Source organism: Frigoribacterium sp. RIT-PI-h (assembly GCF_001297205.1).
GTDB lineage: Bacteria > Actinomycetota > Actinomycetes > Actinomycetales > Microbacteriaceae > Frigoribacterium.
On the sequence record NZ_LHOZ01000082.1, the window covers coordinates 53,119 to 77,407 of the forward strand.

At 71.5% G+C, this 24,289-nt stretch carries 20 protein-coding genes and 1 tRNA gene; 9 read left to right on the plus strand and 12 right to left on the minus strand.

The features are described 5' to 3' along the window. The first annotated feature begins 252 nt into the window (after positions 1-252). The 3 genes from AEQ27_RS12370 (at position 253) to AEQ27_RS12380 (ending at position 3,053) form a co-directional block, all read left to right on the plus strand. Entirely contained in the window at positions 253-1,461 is a 1,209-nt protein-coding gene (locus AEQ27_RS12370; protein ID WP_054146926.1) for an MFS transporter, read from the plus strand. Positions 1,462-1,568: 107 nt separating this feature from the next. Then, positions 1,569-2,399: an aldo/keto reductase gene (locus AEQ27_RS12375; protein ID WP_054146927.1), complete on the plus strand. Its 831-nt coding sequence runs from the start codon at positions 1,569-1,571 to the stop codon at positions 2,397-2,399. 120 nt (positions 2,400-2,519) lie between these two features. Further along, positions 2,520-3,053 carry a ribonuclease H gene (locus tag AEQ27_RS12380; protein ID WP_054146928.1) on the plus strand — a complete coding sequence of 178 codons (534 nt, stop codon included), beginning with the start codon at positions 2,520-2,522 and terminating at the stop codon, positions 3,051-3,053. A 137-nt stretch (positions 3,054-3,190) separates the two neighbouring features. Here the strand turns inward: AEQ27_RS12380 and AEQ27_RS12385 are convergent, their stop codons facing one another. Together AEQ27_RS12385 and AEQ27_RS12390 are read right to left on the minus strand one after the other, a co-directional pair. Then, the gene (locus AEQ27_RS12385) at positions 3,191-3,952 is read right to left on the minus strand and encodes an SDR family NAD(P)-dependent oxidoreductase (protein WP_043596555.1); all 762 of its coding nucleotides are present in this window, start codon (positions 3,950-3,952) and stop codon (positions 3,191-3,193) included. 69 nt (positions 3,953-4,021) lie between these two features. Beyond that, positions 4,022-6,592: an RNA helicase gene (locus tag AEQ27_RS12390; protein WP_082383494.1), complete on the minus strand. Its 2,571-nt coding sequence runs from the start codon at positions 6,590-6,592 to the stop codon at positions 4,022-4,024. Positions 6,593-7,089: 497 nt separating this feature from the next. On the opposite strand from AEQ27_RS12390, the gene AEQ27_RS12395 reads away from it, so the two are divergent. Continuing rightward, complete coding sequence (locus AEQ27_RS12395; protein ID WP_054146929.1) at positions 7,090-7,587, plus strand: flavin reductase family protein; 498 nt, start codon at positions 7,090-7,092, stop codon at positions 7,585-7,587. 52 nt (positions 7,588-7,639) lie between these two features. Here AEQ27_RS12395 and AEQ27_RS12400 read toward each other — a convergent pair whose 3' ends face one another. Beyond that, positions 7,640-7,831: a hypothetical protein gene (locus AEQ27_RS12400; protein WP_054146930.1), complete on the minus strand. Its 192-nt coding sequence runs from the start codon at positions 7,829-7,831 to the stop codon at positions 7,640-7,642. Between the two features lie 236 nt (positions 7,832-8,067). Here AEQ27_RS12400 and AEQ27_RS12405 point away from each other — a divergent pair, with 236 nt between their 5' ends. After that, the gene (locus tag AEQ27_RS12405; RefSeq protein ID WP_054146931.1) at positions 8,068-8,970 is read left to right on the plus strand and encodes an NAD(P)-dependent oxidoreductase; all 903 of its coding nucleotides are present in this window, start codon (positions 8,068-8,070) and stop codon (positions 8,968-8,970) included. Positions 8,971-9,048: 78 nt separating this feature from the next. Here the strand turns inward: AEQ27_RS12405 and AEQ27_RS12410 are convergent, their stop codons facing one another. Beyond that, entirely contained in the window at positions 9,049-11,532 is a 2,484-nt protein-coding gene (locus tag AEQ27_RS12410) for a beta-glucosidase (RefSeq protein WP_054146932.1), read from the minus strand. A gap of 77 nt (positions 11,533-11,609) precedes the next feature. On the opposite strand from AEQ27_RS12410, the gene AEQ27_RS12415 reads away from it, so the two are divergent. Continuing rightward, a complete protein-coding gene (locus tag AEQ27_RS12415) occupies positions 11,610-12,200 on the plus strand; it encodes a TetR/AcrR family transcriptional regulator (RefSeq protein WP_054146933.1) in 591 nt (196 codons plus the stop codon). 35 nt (positions 12,201-12,235) lie between these two features. Here the strand turns inward: AEQ27_RS12415 and AEQ27_RS12420 are convergent, their stop codons facing one another. The 7 genes from AEQ27_RS12420 to galU all read right to left on the minus strand — a co-directional run bounded on the left by AEQ27_RS12420 (position 12,236) and on the right by galU (position 18,300). Then, positions 12,236-13,834 (minus strand): methyltransferase, encoded by a 1,599-nt coding sequence (locus tag AEQ27_RS12420; protein ID WP_054146934.1) that lies wholly within the window; start codon positions 13,832-13,834, stop codon positions 12,236-12,238. 111 nt (positions 13,835-13,945) lie between these two features. After that, on the minus strand, positions 13,946-14,911 hold the full coding sequence (locus tag AEQ27_RS12425; RefSeq protein WP_054146935.1) for a DUF4190 domain-containing protein: 966 nt from the start codon (positions 14,909-14,911) through the stop codon (positions 13,946-13,948). Between the two features lie 130 nt (positions 14,912-15,041). After that, positions 15,042-15,245, minus strand: coding sequence for a hypothetical protein (locus AEQ27_RS12430; RefSeq protein WP_054146936.1), 204 nt, complete (start codon positions 15,243-15,245; stop codon positions 15,042-15,044). Positions 15,246-15,444: 199 nt separating this feature from the next. Next, positions 15,445-15,520: transfer RNA gene (locus AEQ27_RS12435), tRNA-Ala, on the minus strand. A gap of 66 nt (positions 15,521-15,586) precedes the next feature. Next, complete coding sequence (locus tag AEQ27_RS12440) at positions 15,587-16,624, minus strand: hypothetical protein (RefSeq protein ID WP_054146937.1); 1,038 nt, start codon at positions 16,622-16,624, stop codon at positions 15,587-15,589. 115 nt (positions 16,625-16,739) lie between these two features. Further along, entirely contained in the window at positions 16,740-17,387 is a 648-nt protein-coding gene (locus tag AEQ27_RS12445) for a GNAT family N-acetyltransferase (RefSeq protein WP_054146938.1), read from the minus strand. A 16-nt stretch (positions 17,388-17,403) separates the two neighbouring features. Further along, the gene (gene galU / locus AEQ27_RS12450) at positions 17,404-18,300 is read right to left on the minus strand and encodes a UTP--glucose-1-phosphate uridylyltransferase GalU (protein WP_054146939.1); all 897 of its coding nucleotides are present in this window, start codon (positions 18,298-18,300) and stop codon (positions 17,404-17,406) included. Positions 18,301-18,366: 66 nt separating this feature from the next. On the opposite strand from galU, the gene AEQ27_RS12455 reads away from it, so the two are divergent. From AEQ27_RS12455 to mscL, 3 genes are all read left to right on the plus strand, one after another. Beyond that, positions 18,367-18,945: a 5-formyltetrahydrofolate cyclo-ligase gene (locus AEQ27_RS12455; protein ID WP_054146940.1), complete on the plus strand. Its 579-nt coding sequence runs from the start codon at positions 18,367-18,369 to the stop codon at positions 18,943-18,945. 26 nt (positions 18,946-18,971) lie between these two features. After that, positions 18,972-19,382, plus strand: a complete 411-nt coding sequence (locus tag AEQ27_RS12460) for an FmdB family zinc ribbon protein (protein ID WP_054146941.1) — start codon at positions 18,972-18,974, stop codon at positions 19,380-19,382. Between the two features lie 94 nt (positions 19,383-19,476). Further along, positions 19,477-19,971 (plus strand): large conductance mechanosensitive channel protein MscL, encoded by a 495-nt coding sequence (gene mscL / locus AEQ27_RS12465; protein ID WP_054146997.1) that lies wholly within the window; start codon positions 19,477-19,479, stop codon positions 19,969-19,971. 292 nt (positions 19,972-20,263) lie between these two features. Here the strand turns inward: mscL and AEQ27_RS12470 are convergent, their stop codons facing one another. Beyond that, positions 20,264-24,031, minus strand: coding sequence for an ATP-binding protein (locus AEQ27_RS12470; protein WP_054146942.1), 3,768 nt, complete (start codon positions 24,029-24,031; stop codon positions 20,264-20,266). Positions 24,032-24,289: the final 258 nt, after the last annotated feature.

Consider the following 24,289-nt stretch of genomic DNA (forward strand, 5'->3'; position numbering starts at 1 on the left):
ACTCTTCGATACTACATCTAGTGGCCCGGAGTTGCCCCCACAACTAGATGCGGTGTTACACGCCTGTAGTTCGTCTCACGGAGTTCTCCACAGGGAACCGCACACGTTTTGCACAGAACGAGGGCGGTTCTCCCCGGTTCTGGGCTGTTCTCCACATGTTCGTCCCCACCACCGACACTCGTCGATCCGTGTCCCCAGTTCGGGACCACGGCGTGTCGCGCACCCTGGACCCACTCGTAGACTTGTCCCCTCGTGAGCACCTATTCGACCCTGCTGAAGACGCCCGGCGTCTCGCGCATCATCGCGGCCCAGCTGACCGCGCGCTTCCCGTTCGGCATGCTGTCGCTCGCGTTCCTGCTGCACGTCGAGCACGTGCACCACTCGTACGCTGCAGCCGGCCTGGTGCTCGCCGCGACCAGCATCGGCCAGGCCATCTCGGGCCCGCTCACCAGCCGCTGGATGGGCCGCTGGGCGATGCGACCCGTCCTGACCCTGACGCTGATCGTCTGCCTGATCACGATGGTCACCTTCACCCTCTACGACTTCTCGGTGCCGGTGTTCATGGCGCTCGGCTTCGTGACCGGCCTGAGCGTGCCTCCCGTCCAGCCGGCCGTCCGCACCATCTACCCCAAGATGGTCACCTCGAACCAGCTCACTCCCCTCTTCTCGCTCGACGCGTCCGCGCAAGAGATCATCTGGGTGGCCGGCCCGGTCATCACGACCTTCGTCGGGACGCAGATCGGCACCCGAGAGGCCATCTGGCTCGCGGCCGCGTTCCTGGTGGGCGGCGGCATCTGGTTCATCGCGTCGCCCGAGGTCGGGCGCGTCCGCATCCCCCGCAGCAAACGGGCCTTCGGCAAGGTGCTCGCGCGGCCGACGGTGCTGCTGGCGACCGTCGCCGGCTTCCTGCTCATCGGCGCCTGCGCCGCGGTCGAGGCGGGCGTCGTCGCGCTCTTCGGCGAGGGCAGTGCCGACTCGGGCATCGCGCTGGCCATCTTCGCCGCGGGGTCGCTGGTCGGCGGCCTCGCGCTCGGCCACGTCCCGGTCGGCCCGTGGGCTCTCGGGCGCCGCATCGCCATCGTCTTCGTCGGCATGACCCTCGCGATCTTCGCGACGGGCCTCTGGCCGATCAGCATCACACTGCTGATCGCGGGCGTCGGCATCGCGCCCGCCCTCGCCGTCATGTTCGCCGTCGTGTCGTCGAGCGTGAAGTTCAGCGACACGGCCGAGGCCTACGGCTGGGCCGGCACCGGCCAGCTGATCGGCTCGGCGCTGGGCTCGGCCATCGCCGGCTTCGCGATCGACCACATCGGCGGCCAGGGCGGACTCATCGTGGCCGCCTGCTTCGCCTTCGTCGGCATGGTCGTCGGCGCCGCGTTCCACAAGGCCCTGCCCGACCTCCGCGGTCGCGACGCGAGCCCCCTACCCGACACCGAACCGGTGCCGGTCCAGACGAGCTGACCCGCGCCTCCTCGTCCACCGGACGACGGGCCCGGCACGCACCGTTCACCGGACGGTCGCCCGGGCCCTGCGACGCCTGTCGGTCGGAGGCTGGCAGAGTTGAGGGCATGCCCTCCATCGACGTGCCCCAGATCACCCTCAACGACGGCCGCACGATCCCGCAGCTCGGCCTCGGCGTCTACAAGGTCGCCGACGACGAGGCCGAGCAGGTCGTCGAGACCGCCCTCGGCGAGGGCTACCGCCACCTCGACACGGCAGAGTTCTACGCCAACGAGCGGGGCGTCGGCCGGGCCCTGCAGGCTTCGGGCGTACCCCGTGACGAGGTGTTCCTCACGACCAAGGTCTGGAACACCGCGCAGGGCTACGACGAGACGCTCCGCTCGTTCGACGAGAGCCTGACGAAGCTCGGCACCGACCACGTCGACCTCTACCTGATCCACTGGCCCGCCCCCAAGCAGGACAAGTACGTCGAGACGTACCGTGCCCTCGAGACGATCCGGGCCGAGGGCCGGGCGCTCTCGATCGGCGTGAGCAACTTCCAGGTCCCGCACCTCGAACGCCTGATGGCCGAGACCGACGTCGTACCGGCCGTCAACCAGGTCGAGGCGCACCCGTGGTTGCAGCAGCACGAACTCCGGGCCTTCGACGCCGCCCACGGCATCGTGACCGAGGCGTGGTCGCCGCTGGCACGAGGGCGCATCCTGGACAACGCGGCACTGGTGCGCATCGGCGCGAAGCACGGGGTCACCCCGGCCCAGGTGACGATCCGCTGGCACCTGCAGCAGGGCCTCGTCGTGATCCCGAAGTCGGTCACACCGTCACGCATCCGGGCCAACCTCGACGTCTTCGGCTTCGAGCTCGACGCGGGCGACCTGGCCGCCATCGCGGGCATCGAGACCGGCGAGCGCACGGGCTCGCACCCCGACCACAACGGCTGACCCGGTCGGGCGCGACCCCGCCGTCCGATCCCGACACCCCCGCAGGAGGCGCGGGTCCGGTCGGTCGCGCCCGGCACGTTACCGTGGACCGGCAACCCGTCGACGCAAGGAGCACCCCGCATGACCATCACCGCCGCAGCAGACGGATCGGCCCTCGGCAACCCCGGCCCCGCCGGATGGGCCTGGTACGTCGACGACGAGCGGTGGGCCGCCGGCGGCTGGCCGCGTGCCACGAACAACCAAGGCGAGCTCACCGCCGTGCTCGAGCTGCTGCGCGCCACGGCCGGCACCGACGACGACCTGCACATCCTGTGCGACAGCCAGTACACGATCAAGGCCTGCACCGAGTGGATGCCCGGCTGGAAACGCAAGGGCTGGCGCAAGGCCGACGGCAAGCCCGTGCTCAACGTCGAGATCCTGAAGGAGCTCGACGCCGCCCTGGCCGGACGGAAGGTGCGCTTCGAGTGGGTCCGCGGTCACGTCGGGCACGAGATGAACGAGGCGGCCGACGTGCGGGCCCGGGGCGCGGCCACGGCGTTCCAGAACCGCACCGAGGTGCCGTCCGGACCCGGGTGGCCGGGGGCGCCGGTCGCGACGACCGACCCGATCACGGCGCCGGCGACCCCGCCCGCGCCTCCTGCGACGCTCTTCTGACGCACCACACCGCGAATCGTGCACCGCACCTGATCGAGACGCGGTGCCGTGCACGAAACGCGGTGCCGCGCCGTGCCGGGCCGAGCCGTGCCGCGTCGTGCCGTGCGGCGTCGTGCCGGCGTCGCGTCGGCGTGCAGCTACATCGAGGGGTGCGTGCTCGACAGGCCACCGTCGACGACGAACTGCGCGCCGGTCGAGAAGGCCGAGTCGTCGCTCGCGAGGTGCAGGGCGAGCCCGGCGACCTCGTCGGGCTTGGCGAGGCGACCCCGCGGGCTCATCGCGCGGAACGCGTCGAGCACCTGCGGCTGGGCCTCGACCTGGCGGCGGAACAGCGCGGTGTCGGTCGGGCCGGGGTGCAGCGAGTTGATGCGGATGTTCCAGCCCTCTTGGGCGGCGTGGGCGGCACTCGACCGGGTGAGCCCGACCAGGGCGTGCTTGCTCGCCGTGTAGGCCGCGTCGTCACCGAAGCCGAGGAAGGACGTCGCCGGGGCCAGGTTGATGATCGACCCGCCCTCGCCGTCGGGGTTCGCGCGCATCTGCTCGATGGCGAAGCGCGTGCCGAGCATGACGCCGGTGACGTTGACCGCGAAGACGCGGTTCCAGCTCTCGAGCTGGGTCACGTCGATCGACTGGCCCGAGACGATGCCGGCGTTGTTGACCAGGACGTCGAGTCGCCCGTAGTGCTCGGCGATGCGGTCCATGACGCGCTTCCAGTCACCGCCGTTGGCGACGTCGTGCTGCACGAACTCGGCACCCGTCTCGGCGGCCACGGCCGCCCCGTCGACGATGTCGGTCGCGACGACCCGGGCCCCCTCGTCGGCGAACCGACGGACGATCGCCTCGCCGATGCCCGAGGCTGCCCCGGTGACGATGGCGACTTTGCCGGACAGACGAGACATGGCGACCTCTTCGTGGTGGAACGCGGGTGGAGCTGGTCGGCTGCCGGGGTGGGGCAGGACCCTACGAGATTACCCCTCGACGGGTGACGGTCGGCTCCGCTCGGAGGCCGGCCCGACGGCCGTGACCGTCACGACGGCCTCGCCCCGCTCGTCGCTCGAGGCGAGGTCGACCACGGCCGAGATGCCGAAGTCGTGGTCGCCCTCGGGGTCGGCCAGGATCTGCCGCACACGCCACACCGTGGGCAGTTGCTCGATCTGCAGCATCTGCGGCCCCCGGGCCGCGGCGTCCGTGCCGATGGAGTCGTACTCGTCGTAGTACCGGTCGAGGGCCTCACCCCAGCGGTCGGCGTCCCAGCCCGAGCCCGCGTCGAGGGCGCCGAGGGCGTCCGCGTCGTCCCGGGCGGCCAGTTCGACGCGACGGAACAGCTCGTTGCGCACCATGATGCGGAAGGCCCGCGCGTTGGCGGTGAGGTTGCGCAGCGTCGGAGGCACGATCTCGTCGTGGGCTTCGACCTCGCGCGGGTTCACCATCTCTTCCCACTCGTCCAGCAGGCTCGAGTCGACCTGCCGCACGAGTTCGCCGAGCCACTCGATGACGTCGACCAGCTCGTCGGTCTTCGCCTCGTCGGGCACGGTCTGGCGCAGGGCGCGGAAGGCGTCCGAGAGGTAGCGCAGCACGAGGCCCTCGGAACGGGCCAGCCCGTAAAAGTTCACGAAGTCGCCGAACGTCATGGCGCGTTCGTACAGGTCGCGAACGACCGACTTGGGGCTGAGCGCGAAGTCGCCGATCCAGGGCTGGGAGGCCGCGTACGTCTCGAAGAGGGCCGTCAGCAACGCGTCGAGCGGCTTGGGCCAGGTGACCTCTTCCAGGAGTTCCATGCGCTGGTCGTACTCGATGCCCTCGGACTTCATCGCGGCCACGGCCTCGCCCCGGGCCTTGAACTGCTGTTGCGACAGGATCGGCCGCGGGTCGTCGAGGGTGGCCTCGACCACCGACACCATGTCGAGCGCGTACGTGGGCGACTCGACGTCGAGCACCTCGAAGGTCGCGAGGGCGAAGGGCGACAGCGGCTGGTTCAGGGCGAAGTTCGCCTGCAGGTCGACCGTCAGGCGGATGGTGGGGGCACCCCCGTCGGGTGACGCCTCTTGCACGACGACCTCGGCGGTGCGCAGCGTGCGGTAGATCGAGATGGCCTGTCGGGCCATGGCGTACTGCTTGGCGAGCGGCTCGTGGTTGTCGAAGACCAGGGAGCGCACGTTCGCGAAGACGTCGCCGCCGCGCCCGATGACGTTGAGCAGCATGGCGTGGGTGACCTGCATGTGCGAGGTCAGGGCCTCGGGCTCGGCGGCGATCAACTTGGTGAAGCTGGGCTCACCCCAGGACACGAACCCGTCGGGCGCCTTCTTGCGGACGATCTTGCGCTTCTTCTTCGGGTCGTCGCCCGCCCTCTCGATCTGTTTGAGGTTGTCGATCTCGTGCTCGGGCGCCTGCAGCGTGACCGTGCCCGAGGTGTCGTAGCCCGCGCGACCGGCCCGCCCGGCGATCTGGTGGAACTCGCGGGCGCTCAGCTGGCGCATGCGGGTGCCGTCGAACTTGGTCAGCGCCGTCAGCAGCACCGTGCGGATCGGCACGTTGATGCCGACGCCGAGCGTGTCGGTGCCGCAGATGACCCGCAGCAGTCCGCGTTGCGCGAGTTGCTCGACCAGGCGTCGGTACTTGGGCAGCATGCCCGCGTGGTGCACGCCGATGCCCGAGCGCACGAGGCGGTTGAGGGTCTTGCCGAAGCCCGTGCTGAACCGGAACCCGCCGATCAGCTCGGCGATCTCGTCGCGTTGCTCGCGGCTGGCGACCTTGATGCTCGAGAGCGCTTGCGCCCGCTCGAGTGCCGCGGCCTGCGAGAAGTGGACGACGTAGACGGGTGCCTCGCCCGTCGAGAGCAGCTCTTCGACCGTCTCTTGCACGGGGGTCTGCGCGTAGAAGTAGTGCAGGGGCACCGGACGCTCGACGCCGGTGACCCGCGCGACGGGCCGACCGGTGCGCCGCGCCAGGTCGTCGGTGATGCGGGTGACGTCGCCGAGGGTGGCCGACATGAGCAGGAACTGCGCGTTCGGCAGCAGCAACAGCGGCACCTGCCAGGCCCACCCGCGCGACTGGTCGCCGTAGAAGTGGAATTCGTCCATGACGACCTGGTCGACGGCCGCGTCGGCCCCGTGCCGCAGCGCCAGGTTCGCGAGGATCTCGGCGGTGCAGCAGATGATGGGCGCGTCGGCGTTGACCGACGAGTCGCCGGTCACCATGCCGACGTTCTCGGGCCCGAAGAGCTCGACCAGGGCGAAGAACTTCTCGCTGACCAGCGCCTTGATCGGGGCCGTGTAGTACGACCGCCCACCCTGGCTCAGGGCGACGAAGTGGGCGCCGGCCGCGACGAGCGACTTGCCGGTGCCGGTCGGCGTGCTGAGGATCACCGACGCGCCGCCGACGAGCTCCATCATCGCTTCGTCCTGCGCCGGGTAGAGCGGCAGCCCGCGCGACTCGGCCCACTCGGCGAAGGCCGTGTACGCCGTGTCGGCGTCGTACGAGTCCGCACCCGGCGTCGACGGGAGCAGGGCGGCGAGGGGGGCGACGGGAGCGGGCGACATGATGAGTCAACCCTGCACCATCGACCGGGCCGTCGGCGACGACCACGGACGGGTCGTCCGACCGCGAGGGCGGGGCGGCGCCCCCGCGGCCGGCCCCCTGCCTCGTGCCCTGAACCTTCACGAGGTGAGAGGAACTCAAGTAAATCACGAGGAGGCGCGGCGCGCGACCCCGAGGAGGCGCGGTCCACGACGCCCCGGGACGAGAAGAGGGCACGCCCCGGTCGACGAGCAGAACTCGGACCAGGGCGTGCCCACCGGACCCACGGCCGAGGACCTCACGAAGTCGGATCAGGAGACCACGCTGCGTTCGACGGCCGCTTGTCGGGAACGGGCGCCCCGGCAACCAGCCGGTGAGCGCACTACACCGTACCTCGGACGGCCCTCGAGGCGGTGGGTGACTTCCAGGGGATTGGCCCACCTCGTAATCCGGATGAAACACCCGACGGCTAGCGTCCAGGATGAACCAACTGGTTCACATCTCACGACGGGAGCCCCCGATGACCCGCACCACGTCGCTCGCCCCGGTCGAACGCTCGGCGTTCGCCGCCTTCCCGAGCGGGGTCGCCGCACTCGCCGCCGCCGGGGTCGACGGCCCGGACGGCATGGTCGTCTCGAGCTTCACGGTCGGGGCGTCCTTCGCCCCGCCGATGGTGACCTTCGCCGCGCGTCAGGACTCGGCCACGTGGGCTCGCCTGCGCACGGCACCGAGCCTGGGCGTCTCGGTGCTCGCCGCCGACCAGGGCCTGCTCTGTCGTCAGCTCTCGTCGCGCACCCGGGCCGCCCGGTTCGCCGACGTCGACCACGTCGTCACCGACGACGGGGCCGTCCTGGTGTCGGGCACGCCGTTGCGGCTCGAGTGCGTCGTGCACCGCGAGGTGCCGGCCGGCGACCACGTCGTCGTCATCTTGCAGGTGCTCGGCGCCGAGGTCGACGACACGGCGGCACCGCTCGTCTACCACGGCACCGCGTTCCACGCGTTGCAGCCGATCGGCTGACGCACCCGAGCACGACAGCACCGACGCGCCGAGGCCCCGACGTGCCGACGGCTCAGGCGATGCGCCCCGGGCCACCGAGCAGACCGTCGACCTGCTCGACGGCACCTTCGACGGCGGCCTCGTCGGCCGGGGACTCGCCGTGCAGCTCGACGGGCTCCGCGCTGTCGCCGTGCACGGCCGCCGGGTCGGTGCGCTCGTCGGCGTCGCGGCGCGCGGGGTTCGTGGGGTTCGCGGGCGTGCGCATGGGGGCCCCCCCCGGGGGCCGACGCTCGACCCCGGTGCGCCCGAAGCTCCCCGGCGCCTCCGACACGGCTCCCAGCGGATCGGGACGGGCACCGCGCCTCCCGGGTGTCGAGACGGAGTCGACCCGACCACCCGCGTCCGACCACGGACGGCCGCCGACTAGTAGAAACGTGGGAGGCGCGCAGCCCGATCCGCGCACCTCCAGACCCGCCGGGCGCCCGGCAGAAAGGGCCGACGATGTCGTCTCCCCGCACCCCCACCACCCGAGTCGCCGTCACCGGCGGCAGCGGCAAGCTCGGCCGTGCCGTCGTGCGCGACCTCGCCGAGCACGGCTACGAGGTCGTCCTGCTCGACCGCGTCCCCAGCCCCGACCCCGTCGAGGGCGTCGTGTTCGTCAAGGTCGACCTGACCGACTACGGCCAGGTCGCCCAGGCCCTCACGAGCGTGGACGACCGGTACGACCACATCGACGCCGTCGTGCACCTCGGCGCGATCCCGGCCCCCGGCCTGGTGCCGAACGCCGCCCTCTTCACGAACAACGTGACCTCGAGCTACAACGTGTTCGCCGCCGCCCGTGCCGCGAAGATCCGCAACGTCGTGTGGGCCTCGAGCGAGACCCTGTTGGGCATCCCGTTCGACATCGACCCGCCCTACCTGCCGCTCGACGAGGAGTACCCCGTGCGCCCCGAGTCGTCGTACTCGCTCGGCAAGGCCGTCGAGGAAGAGATGGCGCGGCACTTCACGCGCTGGGACCGCCAGCTCAAGCTGATCGGCCTGCGCTTCTCGAACGTGATGGACGACGGCGACTACTCGGAGTACCCCTTCGACGAGGCGCCCGAGAAGCGCACCTTCAACCTGTTCTCGTACATCGATGCCCGCGACGGCGCGCAGGCGGTGCGGAAGGCGCTCGAGAGCGACCTCGTCGGTTTCGAGGCGTTCATCATCGCGGCGTCCGACACCGTGATGAACACGCCGACGGCCGTGCTCGCCGAGCAGTACTGGCCGCAGGTCGAGAAGCGCCGGGCCGTCGAGGGCGTCGAGCCGCTGCTCAGCAGCGACAAGGCCCGCGACCTGCTCGGCTTCGTGCCCGAGTACTCGTGGCGCGAGTGGGGCGAGCGCACGGGCAACCACCGCGGCTGACGCTCGCTCCCCGCACCGACGACCCGCGCCTCCCGATCCGAGAGACCAGGAGGCGCGGGTCGCGTCAGGAGGCGCGCGTCACCCCTCGAGCACCACCGTCGCCTCGAGCGGCAGCTCGGCCACCGACGAGCCGACGTGCAGCGTGAACGCACCCGGCTCGTGAGCCCAGGCACCGTCCCGCCAGTCGGCGAAGGCCCGGGCCGGGACGCTCAGCTCGACGCGACGCGTCCCGCCGGCCGACACCACGACGGGCGCGAACCCGACCAGCCAGAGCGCGGGACGATCCACCACGGAGTCGGCGCGCGACGAGTAGACCTGCACCACGTGCTTGCCCTCGCGAGCACCGGTGTTGGCGACGTCGACGGCCACCTGCACCGCGCCTCCCACGGTCACCGACGGCGTCGCGTCGAGGCCCGACAGCGACCAGGTCGTGTAGCCGAGGCCGTGCCCGAACGGGTAGGCCGGCGTCGTCCCGGCCTTGAGCCAGGCGCGGTAGCCGATGTGGATGCCCTCGTCGTAGACGACCTCGCCGTCGACGGGAGTGACGTCGATGACGGGCACGTCCTCCTGGGTGGCGGGCCAGGTGGTGGGTAGGCGCCCACCGGGCTCGACGGCTCCGGTGAGGACGTCGCCGAGCGCGTGGCCGTACTCCTGACCGCCGAACCAGGTGAGGAACAGCGCGTCGACCTCGTCGCGCCAGGGCATGGTGACCGGCGACCCCGCGTTGACCACGACGACGGTCGTCGCGGCGGCCGCGGCCACGCGCGAGACGAGCTCGTCCTGACGGCCGGGCAGCCCGAGCGAGGTGCGGTCGAAACCCTCGGACTCGACCTTGCTGTTGGTCCCCACGACGACGATCGTCAGGTCGGCGGCCGCCGCGGCCGCGACGGCCTCGTCGATCAGCCCGGACGGGTCGCCGTCGTCGGGCTCGATGCCGAAGGTGTAGCTCAGGGCTCCGCCGAGCGCGCTCGCCCCGATGGTGTGGTCGATGACGACGTCGATCGGCCGACCCTCGACGACCGCCACGGCCGCCGACTGCGACGGGGGCGCGAGGAACGCCGCACCGAGGTCGTCGCCGACGGCCTCACTCGTGCCGTCGAGCACGACCTCGCCGTCGACCCGGATCACCGAGTGGCCGACCGAGGCGACGCCGAGCAGGATCTCGCCCGTGACCTCGGGCGTGTACCGGGTCGAGAACCGCACGGTGTCGCTGCGCTCGATGGGAGCGTCGCCGCCGAACCAGACGAGCGCGGTGGCCCGGCGGTCCTCGGCGAACAGTTCGTCGTCGCCCGAGCGGAACGACACCCGGACGCCGGGTTCGCCCGTCTCGGGGTTGGTGATGCGGTCGAGGGGCAGCTCGGCCACCCCTTCTTGCACGACGGCACCGACCGAGTACGTCACGGTCGCGTCGGGGAAGGCCTCCTCGATGCCCTCCATCGGCGTGACGACCTTCTCGGGCAGCACGGTGGCGCTGCCGCCGCCCTGGGTGCGGGCGAAGCGGGCGTTGTGGCCGACGACCGCGATCGACCGGACGGTCGAGGGGTCGACCGGCACCGCGCCTCCTCGGTCGTGGGCCAGGACGGTGCCGGCGGCCGCGGCCTCGCGGACGAAGGCGATGCCGTCCTCGACGGTGGTCGGCGTCGCGGCCACGGGCTCGAAGCCGTCGAGGGCGCCGACGCGGGCGGCGAGCTGCAGCAGGCGCAGCACCTTGCGGTCGATCGCGTCCTCGGACACCTCGCCCGCCCGCACGGCGGCGACGAGCGCGTCGCCCCAGGGGCCGTCCGGGCCGGGCATGACCAGGTCTTGCGAGTGCTTCGCGCTCTCGACGCTGCGGACGCCCGTCCAGTCGCTGACCACGACGCCGTCGAAGCCCCACTCGCTGTTCAGGGGGGTCTCGAGCAGCTCGTTCTCGGTCGCGGTGACGCCGTTGATCGAGTTGTACGACGACATGACCAGCCAGGCGTGCGCCTCGGTGACGGCCTTCTCGAACGCCAGCAGGTAGAGCTCGCGGAGGGCCCGGTCGCTGACCACTGTGCTCGCGGTGAAGCGGTCGGTCTCGTAGTCGTTCGCGACGTAGTGCTTGGGCGTCGCGCCGACGCCGTTGTCCTGCACGCCGTGGACGTAAGCGGCGGCGAGCTCGGCGGTGAGCACGGGGTCCTCGCTGAACGCCTCGAAGTGCCGACCACCGAGGGGCGACCGGTGCAGGTTGATGGTCGGGCCGAGCACGACGTCGACGCCCTTCCGGCGGGCCTCGACGGCGGCCGCGGCACCGGAGCGGCGGGCCGGGGCGGGGTCCCAGGACGACGAGAGCGAGGAGGCGCTGGGCAGGTTCAGGGACGGCGAGCGTTCGTCCCACCCCTCGCCGCGCACCCCGCTGGGGCCGTCGCTGACCAGGATGCGCCGCAGGCCGATCTTCTCGTTCGGGTGGGTCGTCCAGAAGTCGCGGCCGGTGAGCAGCTGCACCTTCTCGTCGAGGGTCAGCCGCCCGAGGAGCTCGACGAGTCGGGCCTGGTCGTGTCGTGTCTGGTCGTCGGCCGCGTCGCCGTCGCTGTGGAGGGTCATGACGTGACGCTACCAGCGAAAACCGAGCGACGGTGGGTTTCGGGCCGGACCGGCGACGGTCGCGCTAGCCTGACCGCATGGCACAACGGGGTTCGTACGCGAAGGGTGTGGCCAAGCGCACCGAGATCCTCGACACGGCGCTCGACGTGGTCGCCCGCAACGGGTTCCGTGGCACGTCGGTCAAAGAGTTGGCCGACTCGGTCGGCCTCAGCCAGGCCGGGCTGCTGCACTACTTCGAGAGCAAGGACGAGCTGTTCACGGCCATCCTCCGCCGACGCGACGAGGTCGACAACGCCCTCGCCGACCCGCACGTCGACACCGTCGAGCAGCTGATCGCGGTCATCCGCCACAACGCCGACGTGCCCGGGCTGGTCCAGCTGTTCGCGAGCATGTCGACGGCCGCGACGAGCGACCCGAGCCACGCCGCCCACGCGTACTTCGTGGAGCGCTACGCGTCGATCCGAGCCCAGGTCGCTGCGGCGATCACCATCCGACAGGAGCGGGGAGAGGTGCCGGCGGGCGGCGGCCCCCCCCCCCTCGCGACCGTGCTGCCCGCGGTCAGCGCCGGCAGGCAGACCCAGTGGATGCTCGCCCCCGGCCCGGACATGGCCGGGCCCGTCGAGCTCGTCTGGCGTCTGGCCCTGGCGGCGGTGGCGACCCCCGCCTGACCCCGCGGGCCCGCCGCCCGGCACGTCCGCCGGGCTCAGGCCCGCAGCATGCCCGTCGTCACCAGTTCGCGGACCTGCGGCAGCAGCTCCGACCGCAACGCGGCCTCGTCCGCCCCGAGCAACTGGGCGAGCGCACCGACGATCGCGCCGACGCTCAGCTCGCCGTCGCAGGCGCCGACCAGCGCCGACAGGGCCGTGCCCGAGTCGACCGTCCGGGCGAAGCCGCCGCCCTGTCGCAGCGAGATGACCGTGGGGTCGTCGTTGCCGGGCCAGTAGTGTCGCTCCTCGGTGACGTCCCCCGCGACGACCAGCCGACGCGCGGCCAGCTGCTCGTCGTCGAGGTCGCGCAGCAGCTCGATCGCGTCGAGCGTGCCGAGCAGGTGGGCGCCGAGACCGACGTCGTTCTGACCGAGACCGCCGAGGAGGCGCTCCGTGCGCACCACGGGCAGGCTCGCGTCGTCCGCGGGCCGCCGCACCGTCAGGTAGCCGAAGCCGACCTCGACGACGCCCCGGGCCTCGAAGTCGCCGAGCCACGCCTCGTACAGGCGCTCGAAGTCCGCCGAGCCCGGTCGGGGGCCGCCGTCGCGGATCCAGGTCTCGGAGTAGGCGGTCGGGGCCTGCACCTCGCGCTCGACGACCCAGACGTCGACGGGCACGCCGCCCCGGGCCGCCCGGTCGGCGACCGAGTACGCGCCCCTCTTGCCGGCGACCGCACCCGCGCCTCCGGACTCCCAGTTGCCCAGCAGCTGCGCGACGCCGCCCGGCGCGAGGTGGCGGCCGAGGCCCTCGACGACCGAGGCGACGAGGTCGTCGCCGACCATGCCGCCGTCGCGGTACTCGTACTCGGGCACGCCCTCGGCCCGCGGCGTGATGACGAACGGCGGATTCGAGACGATGTGGTCGAAGGTCTCGCCGGTCACGGGCTCGAAGAGGCTGCCGAGGCGCAGCTCGATGCCGTCGACCAGGTTGAGCGCGGCGTTGAACGCGGCGTAGTCGAGGGCACGCTGCGAGATGTCGGTGGCCACGACGGGCCGCGCGTGCCGGGCCGCGTGCAGGGCCTGGATGCCACAGCCCGTGCCGAGGTCGAGCGCCCGGTCGACCTGGCGCGAGATCATCAGGCCGGCGAGCGTGGCCGAGGCTCCCCCGACGCCGAGCACGTGGTCCTCGCGCAGAGCCCCCTCGACGACGAGCTCCCCGAGGTCGGAGGCGATCCACCAGCTCGCCTCGCCCGAGGCGTCGACGAAGGCGTACGGGCGGAGGTCGACGAGCGCACGGACCGAGTCGCCCTCGCTCGCCACGAGCCCGAGGGCGACCGCGCCCTCGGCACCCAGGGTCGGCAGGGCGTCGGCGACCGCGTCGAGGCCCTGCGGGTAGCCGAGCACGAACAGCGACGCGAGCGTGGCGGCCGGACGCACCGACTCGTCGCGTGCGGCGCTGCGGGCGAGGGCACGACGGGCGGCGACCCGCTCGCCGCGGAAGAGTGCGGCGCCGGCGTGCGAACCCCAGGCGTCGGCACCTTGCAGCCGCTCGACCGTGAACCCGGACGACGCCAGGTCGTCCCTCAGCCGCGCGAGCAGCTCGGGATCGGTCGAGAGGTGAGGCGTCGAGGCGTCGGTCGGGGTCGTCGGAGGCACCCGACCATCATGGTGCAGGAGGCGCGGCGCCGGTCACCGAGGACGCCACGGAGCCCCCGTCGAGGGTCGACGGGGGCTCCGCCCGGAGCGGGCCGGTGGACGCGGGACGGGTCAGCTCGTGAAGACCACGTCGTCGTAGTCGAACGACGGGGACATCTGGAAGACGATCTGGTCGGCGTCGGCCACCGAGAACACGACGCGGTAGGTGATGGTCTGGCCGGCCGGGACGACCGTCGTGGGCGAGTTCTCGATGTCGGAGTCGTAGACCTTGCTGGCCTCGACGCCGCCCGAGGTGGCCGTCTCGTAGGGCATCGGCTCGAAGTTCGCGTCGGTGCCGTTCTCGATGGTCACGGTGAAGACCACGGAGGCCGCCTGGTCGGCGCCGCTCGAGTACTCGCCGGGCGTGTACGCCTCGGGCGCCGAGACCGTCACGGCGATGCCGTCGTCGTAGGTGAAGGTGTCGCCGAAGGCGTTGTTCTCGGCCGAGGCGTCGCTGTCGGCCTCCCCGGAGTCACCCGAGTCGATCGAGCCGCTCGTGGGCAGGGAGTCGTTGACGGCCTGGACGGAGGCGAGCCCGATGACGAGTCCGACGATCACGACGGCGATGCCGATGAGCACGCCGAGCCCCGACACGATCGTGCCGATCAGGGCGAGCATGCGCGCGCCCTTCTTCTTGACGAGCGCGATGATGCCGAGCACGAGGCCGACGATCGCGAGGATCACACCGAATCCGATGAACGACAACAGCAGCCCGACGCCGCCGACGACGATCGAGGCGATGCCGAGCCCGTTGCCGCCCTGCGGCGACTGCGGGGCCTGGCCGTAGGCCGGTGCACCGGTCGGGGCGGCACCGTAGGGTGCCTGCTGGCCGCCGTAGGGCTGCTGCGACTGCCCACCGTAGGGCTGCTGGGGTGCTCCGTAGGCGGGCTGGGGTGCACTCGGCGGGGGCGTCGTGCCGTACGCCGGCTGCGGGGGCTGGGGTGCCGACGGCGGAGGCGTCTGGTCGCCGCGGCCGTTCTCGTCGCGGGGGTCACGGGGCTCGTCGGACGAACCGTAGGGCGGCTGCGGAGTGCTCATGGGGCAAGCATGTCGCGCCTTGGTGGTTCCGACGAGCCGAACAGGCTGTGCGACCCGTTTTCGTTACCGATCTGTCGTATTCGATTCACCCTGCGCAACCTCTCATCGGTCGCGCACACCCCGGCGGCGGTCAGGCGGTCAGCACCGAGATCTCGAACTCGCCGTACATGTGGGCGGCGTCGCGGAGGTGGTGCAGGGCCTCCTCGGCGTCGAGTCGCGAATGGTACGGACCCCGGGCCGGTGCTCCGGGCAGGGTGCGTGCGTAGGAGTACTGCAGGTACCAGACCGGACGATCGTGTTCGTCGTGTTGGACGATGCTGACTGCGAGTGACATGCCCGGATGCTACGACCGGCCCGCCCCCGCCGCGCCCGCTCACAGCTGATCCATCAGCTCGCCCGGGCCACCGCCGAGGCGAGACCCCAGGAAGTCGCCGAGACCCCTGGACGCGTCCTGGGGTCTCGGCGAGTTCGTGGGGTCTCGGCGGTGGCCGGCATGCGAAAGGCCCGGGTCGTGGTCGACCCGGGCCTTCGTGTGGTGGAGCTAAGGGGATTCGAACCCCTGACCTTCTCATTGCGAACGAGACGCGCTACCAACTGCGCCATAGCCCCAGAAACTGCTCTGCCACGATAGCACCTCGTCGACCGCCGGATGAACCCGGGTCGGCGCTCCGCGGGTCAGACGGCGCGACGCCGCTGCAGGGCCTCGTCGAGCGAGAAGTCCGTCTGCGGCAGGTCGTCGATGATGCCCATGCGGGCGAAACGACTCGGGGGGCGAGGGGGTGCGACCGGCTCGACCCGCGCCTCCTCGGCGGGGTCGGCGACGACCGCGGCCGGTGCAGGAGGCGCGGCGGTGGCCACCGGCGCCCGTCGCGTCGACTGCAGCGCAGCCTCGGCCCGGGCGGCCTCGCGCAGGGCGTCGTGCTGCGCGGCACGCAGTGACTCGACCGAGCGGTGGGAGTCCTGCCGCAACTCGGCCGCGGCGTCGCCCGCCGGCGCGGCCGCGGCGGGGCGCGGTCGTCCGCGTCGCAGGGAGAGGGGCTTCGGGACGGGCACGGGCGTCCACAGCCGCGACTCGGCCGGGGCCTCGTCGTCGCGGAGGACGACGCCCTCCCCCATGACGCCCGAGAAGTCCTTCAGCGGCTGCGCCACCGGCGCGACCACCGCACGCCGGGCGCGGGCTCGCGAGACCGCGGCCAGCTGAGAGAGCATGGTGACGGCACCGCCGCCGAAGACGAGGCCGGCGACGACCAGCACCCACGACGACGTCAGGCCCGCGGCGAGGCCGGCGACGATCGCGACGGCGCTCAGGGCGAGCACGACGGTCGAGACCAGACGCGAGCGCCGGAGCCGACGGGCGGCGAGGGCGGGGTCGCGGTCGGCGGCCCGCAACACGGGGGCGGCCGCGGCGAGCTCGCGGGTGACGGCACGCTGCCGCGCCGCCTCGTGCGCACGCCTCAGGGCCTCGCGCCGCGCCTCCTCGTGTCGCAGGATCTTCTGCGCGTCGGCGACCGAGCGGGCGTTCGCCTCGATGCGCACCTCGTCGGGCACCTCGGCCGTCTGGGCGAGGATGCGCAGGGTCTGCTGCAGCCGCACGGCGTTGCGTTCGGTCGCGAGGTACTCGCGTCGGCGCTGCCAGGTGGGCACGAGGTAGACGAGCCAGAGCGCGGCGACGAGAGCGAGGACGACGCCTCCACCCCACGACTCGATGTTCATGGTGACCAAGGTATGAGCGGGCGGGCCCCGGAGGCCGCTGATCGACAGGTGTGTCCGCGTGTCGCGGGACGGATCCGCCTCGCGGCCCGACGGACGACCCGAGCGGGCGGAGTCGCTACAGCGGCAGCGTGCGCCCGGCCTCGGCCAGGGCGTCGGCCGGCACACTGCCCTGCCCGACCGGCACGGTGCCCGTGGTCCAGCGACGCAGGACCCCCTCGGGCACCTCTTCGGCGACCAGCGCGAAGCAGAAGTGGTCGCGCCACGACCCGTTGATGTGGATGTAGCGCCGCCGCAGACCCTCGTAGCGGAAGCCCAGCTTCTCGACGACGCGCAGGCTGGGGGCGTTCTCGGGCCGGATGCAGATCTCCATGCGGTGCAGGCCCAGGGCCCGGAAGCAGTGGTCGGTCGCGAGTGCCACCGCGATCGGGGTCGCGTTGTGGCCCGCCGCGGCCTGGGTGACCCAGTAACCGATGGTGGCCGAGCCGAGCGAGCCGTAGGCGATGCCCGAGACGTTGAGCTGGCCGACGAACCGGCCGTCGAGCTCGATCGCGAACGGCAGACCGAGCCCCGCCCGGGCGTTGGTCTGCAGCGAGCGGATGCTGCCGCGCACGTCGTGGCTGGTGAAGCCGTTCGGGTTGGTGGCCTCCCACTGCCGCAGCCACGACCTGTTCTCCGTCAGGGCCTGGTCGAGGTCGCGGGTGTCACGAAGACGGAGGGGGCGGATGGTCACCGCCCCCTCCGTCAGCGTGGGGATGTTCGTCACGGAACGTGTCGCCTGCTTACTTCTCGAGCCCGGCGGTGAACTCTTGCAACCACGGGCGCAGTTCGCCACCGATGTCGTCCCGGTCGGAGGCGAGCTGCACGATGGCCTTGATGTAGTCGAGCTTGTCACCGGTGTCGTAGCGACGACCACGGAACACGACGCCGTACACGCCGCCGGTCCACTCTTCGGCGCCGGCCATCTTCATGAGAGCGTCGGTCAGCTGGATCTCGCCGCCCTTGCCCGGCTCCTGCTTCTCGAGGACGTCGAAGACCTCCGGGCGGATGACGTAGCGGCCGATGATCGCCAGGTTCGAGGGCGACTCGCCCTGTGCCGGCTTCTCGACGAGGCCGGTGACCTTGACGACGTCGTCCTCGTCGGTCTTCTCGACCGTGGCGATGCCGTAGAGGTGGGTCTGCGAGGGATCGACCTCGAGCAGGGCGATGACGGTGGCGTTCTTCTGCCCCTGCACCTCGACCATGCGCGTCAGAAGCGGGTCGCGGGCGTCGATGATGTCGTCACCGAGCAGGACGGCGAACGGCTCGCGTCCGACGTGCATCTTGGCGCGGAGCACCGCGTGGCCGAGGCCGAGCGGGTCGCCCTGACGCACGTAGTGCATGTCGGCGAGGTCGGTCGACTGGTTGACCTTGGCGAGCTTGTCGTGGTCGCCCTTCTTCTTCAGCGTCTCTTCGAGCTCGCTGACGTGGTCGAAGTGGTTCTCGAGCGCGTTCTTGTTGCGCCCCGTGATCATCAGCACGTCGGTGAGGCCGGCACTGACGGCCTCCTCGACGACGTACTGGATCGCCGGCTTGTCGACGACCGGCAGCATCTCCTTCGGCATTGCTTTCGTGGCGGGCAGGAATCGTGTCCCCAGGCCCGCGGCGGGAATGACTGCTTTAGAAATCGTGAAGCCCATGCGGGTCAGCGTATCCATCCCCGACGTTTCGCGGAGGTTAATACTCGGACGGTTAAGCTCGACGTCATGACTGACGACGCCGGCAACGCCAAACGCGCCCTGCGAGCCGAGATCCGCCAGAAGCGTCGCACCCTGGGTGCGCACGAGAGGGACCAGACCACCGAGGGCATCACCCGGCACCTCACCGACCTCGCCACGGGCCTGTCGGTGCGCTCGATCGCGGCCTACCTGTCGACCGACGTCGAGCCGAACACGCGTCCGTTCCTCAACTGGGCCTTCGCGAACGGCATCCGCGTGCTGTTCCCGATCACCCGGGCCGACGGCCTGCTCGACTGGGCGGTGGGCGACGGCGAGAGCGAGACCCGCGGCCTCTTCGACCTGCCCGAGCCCGTCGGCGAGGTGCTCAGCCCGATGGCGGTCAACGACGTCGACCTGATCGTCGTGCCCGCGGCCTCGATCGACCACGGCGGCATGCGAATGGGCTGGGGCCGGGGCTACTTCGACAAGACCCTCGGCTCGATGGAGCGCCGCCCGCCCGTCTATGCTGTGGTGTTCGACCCCGAGTACGTCGAGTCGGTGCCCCGAGAGCGGCACGACCAGCCCGTCGACGGCGTCGTCACCCCCTCCGGCATCCACGAGTTCTAGACTCGCCTTCCCTCAGGAGCGCCTCCGTGCCCACCTACTCGTACCGCTGCACCGAGTGCGACAACGCGTTCGACATCGTGCAGTCGTTCACCGACGACACCCTCACGGTCTGCCCGGTCTGCGAGGGCAAGCTGCGCAAGGTCTTCAGCCCCGTCGGCGTGACCTTCAACGGGTCGGGCTTCTACCGCACCGACTCGCGCTCGAAGGGCACGTCGGGCTCGGGGTCGTCCGGATCGGGCGACAAGGCGTCGTCGTCCGGCTCGTCCGAGAAGAGCTCAGGAGGCGCGAGCGGCTCGTCCACGTCGGGCGCCTCGGGCAGCGGGTCGGGTTCGTCCTCGTCCGGCAGCGGCTCGTCCGGCTCCGGCTCGGGCTCCGGCTCGTCCGGCTCGGGCTCGTCCGGCAGCGGCTCGTCGGGCGGTTCCTCCAGCTCGTCCTGACCCGGTCGAGGCGACCGACGGGATCACCCGAGCGCGCCTCCGTGGTTTGCTGGACGCCGAGAACCTCGTCTCGTCGGATCAGAAGGAGTCGCCCGTGAAGGGTTTCAAAGAGTTCATCCTGCGCGGAAACGTCATCGACCTCGCCGTCGCCGTCGTCATCGGAGCGGCCTTCACGGCCATCGTGACGTCGCTCGTGACCAACGTGTTCAACCCGCTGATCGGTGCCGCGTTCAACGCGACCATGCTCGACGAGGCGCTCATCGTCACCATCCCGACGCTCGACGGCGGCGAGGCCCAGCTGAAGTTCGGCGCCGTGATCGGGTCCGCGATCCAGTTCCTGATCATCGCGGCCGTCGTCTACTTCGTGCTCGTGCTGCCGGTGAACAACCTGCTGAAGCGCACCTTCGCCAAGCAGAAGGCGGAGGAGACCCCGGCGGACGTCCCGCCGACCGACGTCGAACTGCTCAGCGAGATCCGCGACCTGCTGCGCGCCCAGGCCGCGCCGGCCGTCGGCGGCGGCGCGCACGCGGCGCCCGTGCTCGAGTCGCGCGACCCGCACAGCGAGAACGGCCCGCTCGGCAGCCGCTGAGACCGTCGCCACACCCCGCCACGACGACCCCGCCACGAGAGATCTCGTGGCGGGGTCGTCGTGTCACGGGGAGCGACGGGGCAGCCCCCGTGGGGGGGGGCGTCGGCGGGCAATCGCTGGTCGTTCTCGCCCGACCCCTGCCGACCGGGGTCGGGGGCGGGCGTCGGGGCGCGGCCCGGCACCGGGTCGGTGGTCACGCGACGCCCGGCCCGTCGACGCACCACCAGGGGGCGTTGCTCGACCGCTTCGAGCGCGTGAGGGGCGTCGCCGTCGGACGCCCTGCCTCGTGGGGTCATCGACGGTTGACGTGCTGGCTGGCCGACAGGGCCGGCACCTCGTGCGTGTGCGAGTCACCGATGCCGAGCACCTCGGCGACGCGCTCGGCGACGGCGTCGGGGTCGGTGAAGAGCTGGAACGCGTGCACGCGGATGTAGTGCCAGCCGAGCCGCCGCAGCACCTCGGGACGTGAGCGCAACGACTCGCGCAGGCTGGTGCGCGAGAGCGTCGTGTCGGTCTCGATCGTGACGCAGACGCCGTCGTGCGCGGCCACGAGACCGAGCTTGCCCCGGTGGCCGAGCGCGACGGGGATGCCCTTGACCTCGAGCCGGCGGGCCAGGTCGACGAGCATGGGCTCGCTGTCGTCGGGCACGTGCTCGGCCGACGTCCGGGCCTGCACCTCGGTGAGGATCTCGCTGAGAGCGACCGTCCCGTGGCCCATGCGGCTCGAGTCGATGTCGCCCGGTTGGAAGCAGGTGACGATGACCATCGACCGACGCGCACGCGTCATGGCCACCGCCAGCAGACGCTCGCCACCCGGCTGGCCGAGCGGACCGAAGTCGCTCAGCACGCGGCCGTGCGGGGTGCGGCCGTAGCCGATCGAGAACACGACGTGGTCGCGGCTCTGCGCGACGCTCTGCTCGAGGGTCGCGATCATGAACGGTTCGCTGCGGTCGCCCACGACGAACTCGGTCAGGTCTTTGTGGCCCGACACCGCGGTGAGGACGGCCTGCTGCACGCGGATGGCGTGCTTGGCCGACGCCGTCAGCACCATGAGCGACTCGCTCGGACGTGTGCGGGCGTGCTCGAGGACGAGGGACACCACGCGGTCGACCTCGGCGTCGACGCTCTCGACGGCGCCGGACTCGGGGTCGGGGACGGCGGTGCCGCCCGAGACGTAGTCGAGCGCGATGCTGCCGTGGCCGAGGAAGCTGCCCGCCCAGGGCAGGGACTCGATGCGCCCGCCGTAGAACCGACGGTTGACGAGCTCGGCGAGGTCTTCTCCGCCGGCACGGTAGCTGCGCGTGAGGGAGAGCGTGGGCAGCAGGGTCGCCAGGCGCGCGAGGGCGCTCTCGGAGTGGGACGCGGCCAGGGCCTCTTCGTCGGCGTCGACGGGCGGTTTGCCCGGCACGACGCCGATGTCGAACTCCGACGGCGTCTGGGTCACGGGGTCGCCGAAGGCCACGGTCTGTTTACCGCGGCGGATCGCCCCGACGTTCTCGGCCAGGGTCGTGGCGCCGGCGTCGACGAGCACGACCGTGTCGAACGGCACGGTGTCGGCGATGGTGTGGACCTCGTACGGCGACGCGACCCAGACGGGGGCGATCGCCCGGGACAGGTGCGGGGCCGCGTCGTGCAGCAGACGGGCGGTCAGGTGGCCCTGACGCAACAGCCCCTTCAGGGCCGAGGCCTCGTCGGGCCAGTCGACCAACCCGATCTTCCAGTTCTCGGCCAGCAGCCACGCGAGCAGCTGGGCGCTGCCCGCGGCGTGGGCCTCGTCGACGAGGCGGAAGTCGGCCTCGAGCCGGTCGAGCATCGCGGTGTTGGCGCCGAGCAGGGCACGGTCGGCCTCGAGCAACGACTCGAGTGCCGAGCGCCACCAGGCGAGCTCGAGTTCGGCGGCGACCTGGTGCTCCGGCACGTGGCGGTTGGCCAGGTCGGTGATGAGCGGGGTCAGTTCGAGATCGCGCAGGGTCGTCATGAGCTCGGTGCGCTCCTGCAGGTTCTGCAGGACGTCGCTCTCGGCGGCGAGTGCCTCGAGCCGCTGCTGCAGCTCGACGATGCCGATCTCGGTCAGTCCGTCGTCGCCCGTCAGGCCGAGGGGGCCGTCGAGTCGTTCGAGGTCTTGCGACACCTGCTGGTGCAGCACGTGCGTGTCGGCGATGCCCGTGGGCACCTCGGGCGGGGTGCCGGCCGACACGTAGCGCTGCCAGACGACGCGTTGCTGCTGGATGCGCTGCAGCGCGCCGTGCAGGTCGGCGATGTGGACGCCGGGTCGCACGTACTCGCGAGCGAGCTTCTTGAGCCGACGGCGGTTGGCGCTCGACATGTCGGGCGCCTCACGCTTGGGCGCCGTCGCGGCGACGAGTTCGGCGACCGAACGGTCGAAGACCACGGGCATGAACTTGTCGAGGGTGTCGCGGATCTCGGTGAGCAGGCGCAGGTAGACGCCGAGCTCGGAGACGCTCTCGAACGGTCGCATGCGGGTGCTGCCGATGACCTCTTCCGCGCGCTCGAGCAGGCGGGGGAGGTCGCGGTGGTGCAGGTTCTTGGCGAGCTGGTGCGCGTCACCGGCCCCGACGCTCTCGGTGAAGCGGGCGCCGTACCAAGGCGAGTCGCCCGGGCCGTACTTGAACTCGCCCAGGTTGGCGGCACCGACCATCGTCTCGGCCACCCGCCCGCGGCCGTCGACCATGGCGGCGATGCTGCGGCGGCTGAGCCGGGCGGTGGTCGCCGGCGCGGCGGGCAGCAGGGCCAGCCGCGAGAGCTCGGTGAGGCAGTCGAGCACCGAGACGCCGAGCTCGGGGTCCCGGCGGCTGAGGGCGCCACGGTAGTCGACGAGCACCTTGCGGAGGCGCACGAGGGCGTCGTCGACTTCTCCCATGTGAGGGTGGGTGGCCTTCTCGTTGCGGGAGATCGACCGGATCACGTCACGGCGCAGCGTGGTCGGGCTGACGGCGACACCCGGCAGGCCGACGTCGGCGAGACGGCTCGTGATGCCCCGCAGCGTCGCCCGGCGGGCACTCACCACGAGGACGCGCTTGTTCTGTGACACGAGACGACCGACCGCGTTGACGATCGTCTGCGTGCCGCCGGTGCCCGGCAAGGTCTTGACGACGACCGAGTTGCCCGCGGCGATCTGCGCCACGACGTTCTCTTGTTCGGGGTCGGCGTCGAGCAACAGGGTGTCGGTCTCGGGGCTGCGCTCGTCCTGCGGCGTCGCCGTGGTCGGACGGTAGGCCTCTTCGACCTGACGGATGGCCATCGGGTTGCCGGCGAGCGCGTCGAGCACGGGGTGGCCCAGCTCGCGGGCGTCGAGGGCCATCTCGGTCGAGACCTCGGCGAAGGTCGAGACCACGAGTCGCGGCTGGACCGTGAACCACTCGAGGTGGGCGGTCAGGCCGCGGAGGCGGTCGATGACCGGGTTCGGCGTGAACGACCCCTCTCGGCTGGCGAGCGAGACGAAGGACTCGGCGTCGAGCGTGATGCCGAACTGGTCGTGCAGGGCGTCGACCAGCGCCGGGTTGAGGAAGGGCTCGCCGAGCAGCTTGACCTCGAAGTCACGTCCGTGGCGCCGGATCGCCAACGGGCGCAGCAACACGGGGGCCCGGAAGTCTTCTCCGGCGAAGGACCAGGCGGCGACGCCGATGGCCAGGTGCACGGCGTCGATGCCGCGGACCGTGCTCAGTTCGAGCCCCTTCGCGGCGATCTCGCCGGCCGCGGCCCGGGCCGTGCGCAGGGCCAGGTCGTCACGGATCAGGCTGGACAGCAGGGTCGTCTTGCCCGTGATGAACTGGGCGAGGCCACCGGGGTGGGTCGTGCTCAGCTCGATGCGGGACCGCTGCGAGTCGCCGAAGTGCAGCAGCGCGGAGGGACCGCCGACCCGTCGGAGGGACTCGCGCCAGGTGTTCCAGACGGGCTCGGCCACGTTGCCCAGGGACTGCCCCGGGTGGCCGAGGCTGACGGCATGGGGTGTGATCACGCCCGTGGGCGCGCCGGTCGGGACGGCGACGGAGTCGTTCTCGTCGTCGTCGTTGTCATGCTGTCTGTCGGCTCGCCACACCCTGACACCTTAAGCGGTCCGCCCCGACAACACCCGGAGGACGGGCGGTTCCGCCGCGAGTCGTCACGGCGGGCCGGCCACACGTCGGCGGGCCGTTCGGCGACACCCGATGCCCATCGACGGTCGTGTTACAGCATTCGTCATGATGCGCGACACGAACGGTTACGTGAGTTGTCGTCATAACCGTGCGCTACCACGTCAACGTACAGTACGGTCATCACGGGGGCTATTCAATGAGCTGACACGACACCGTGTCTC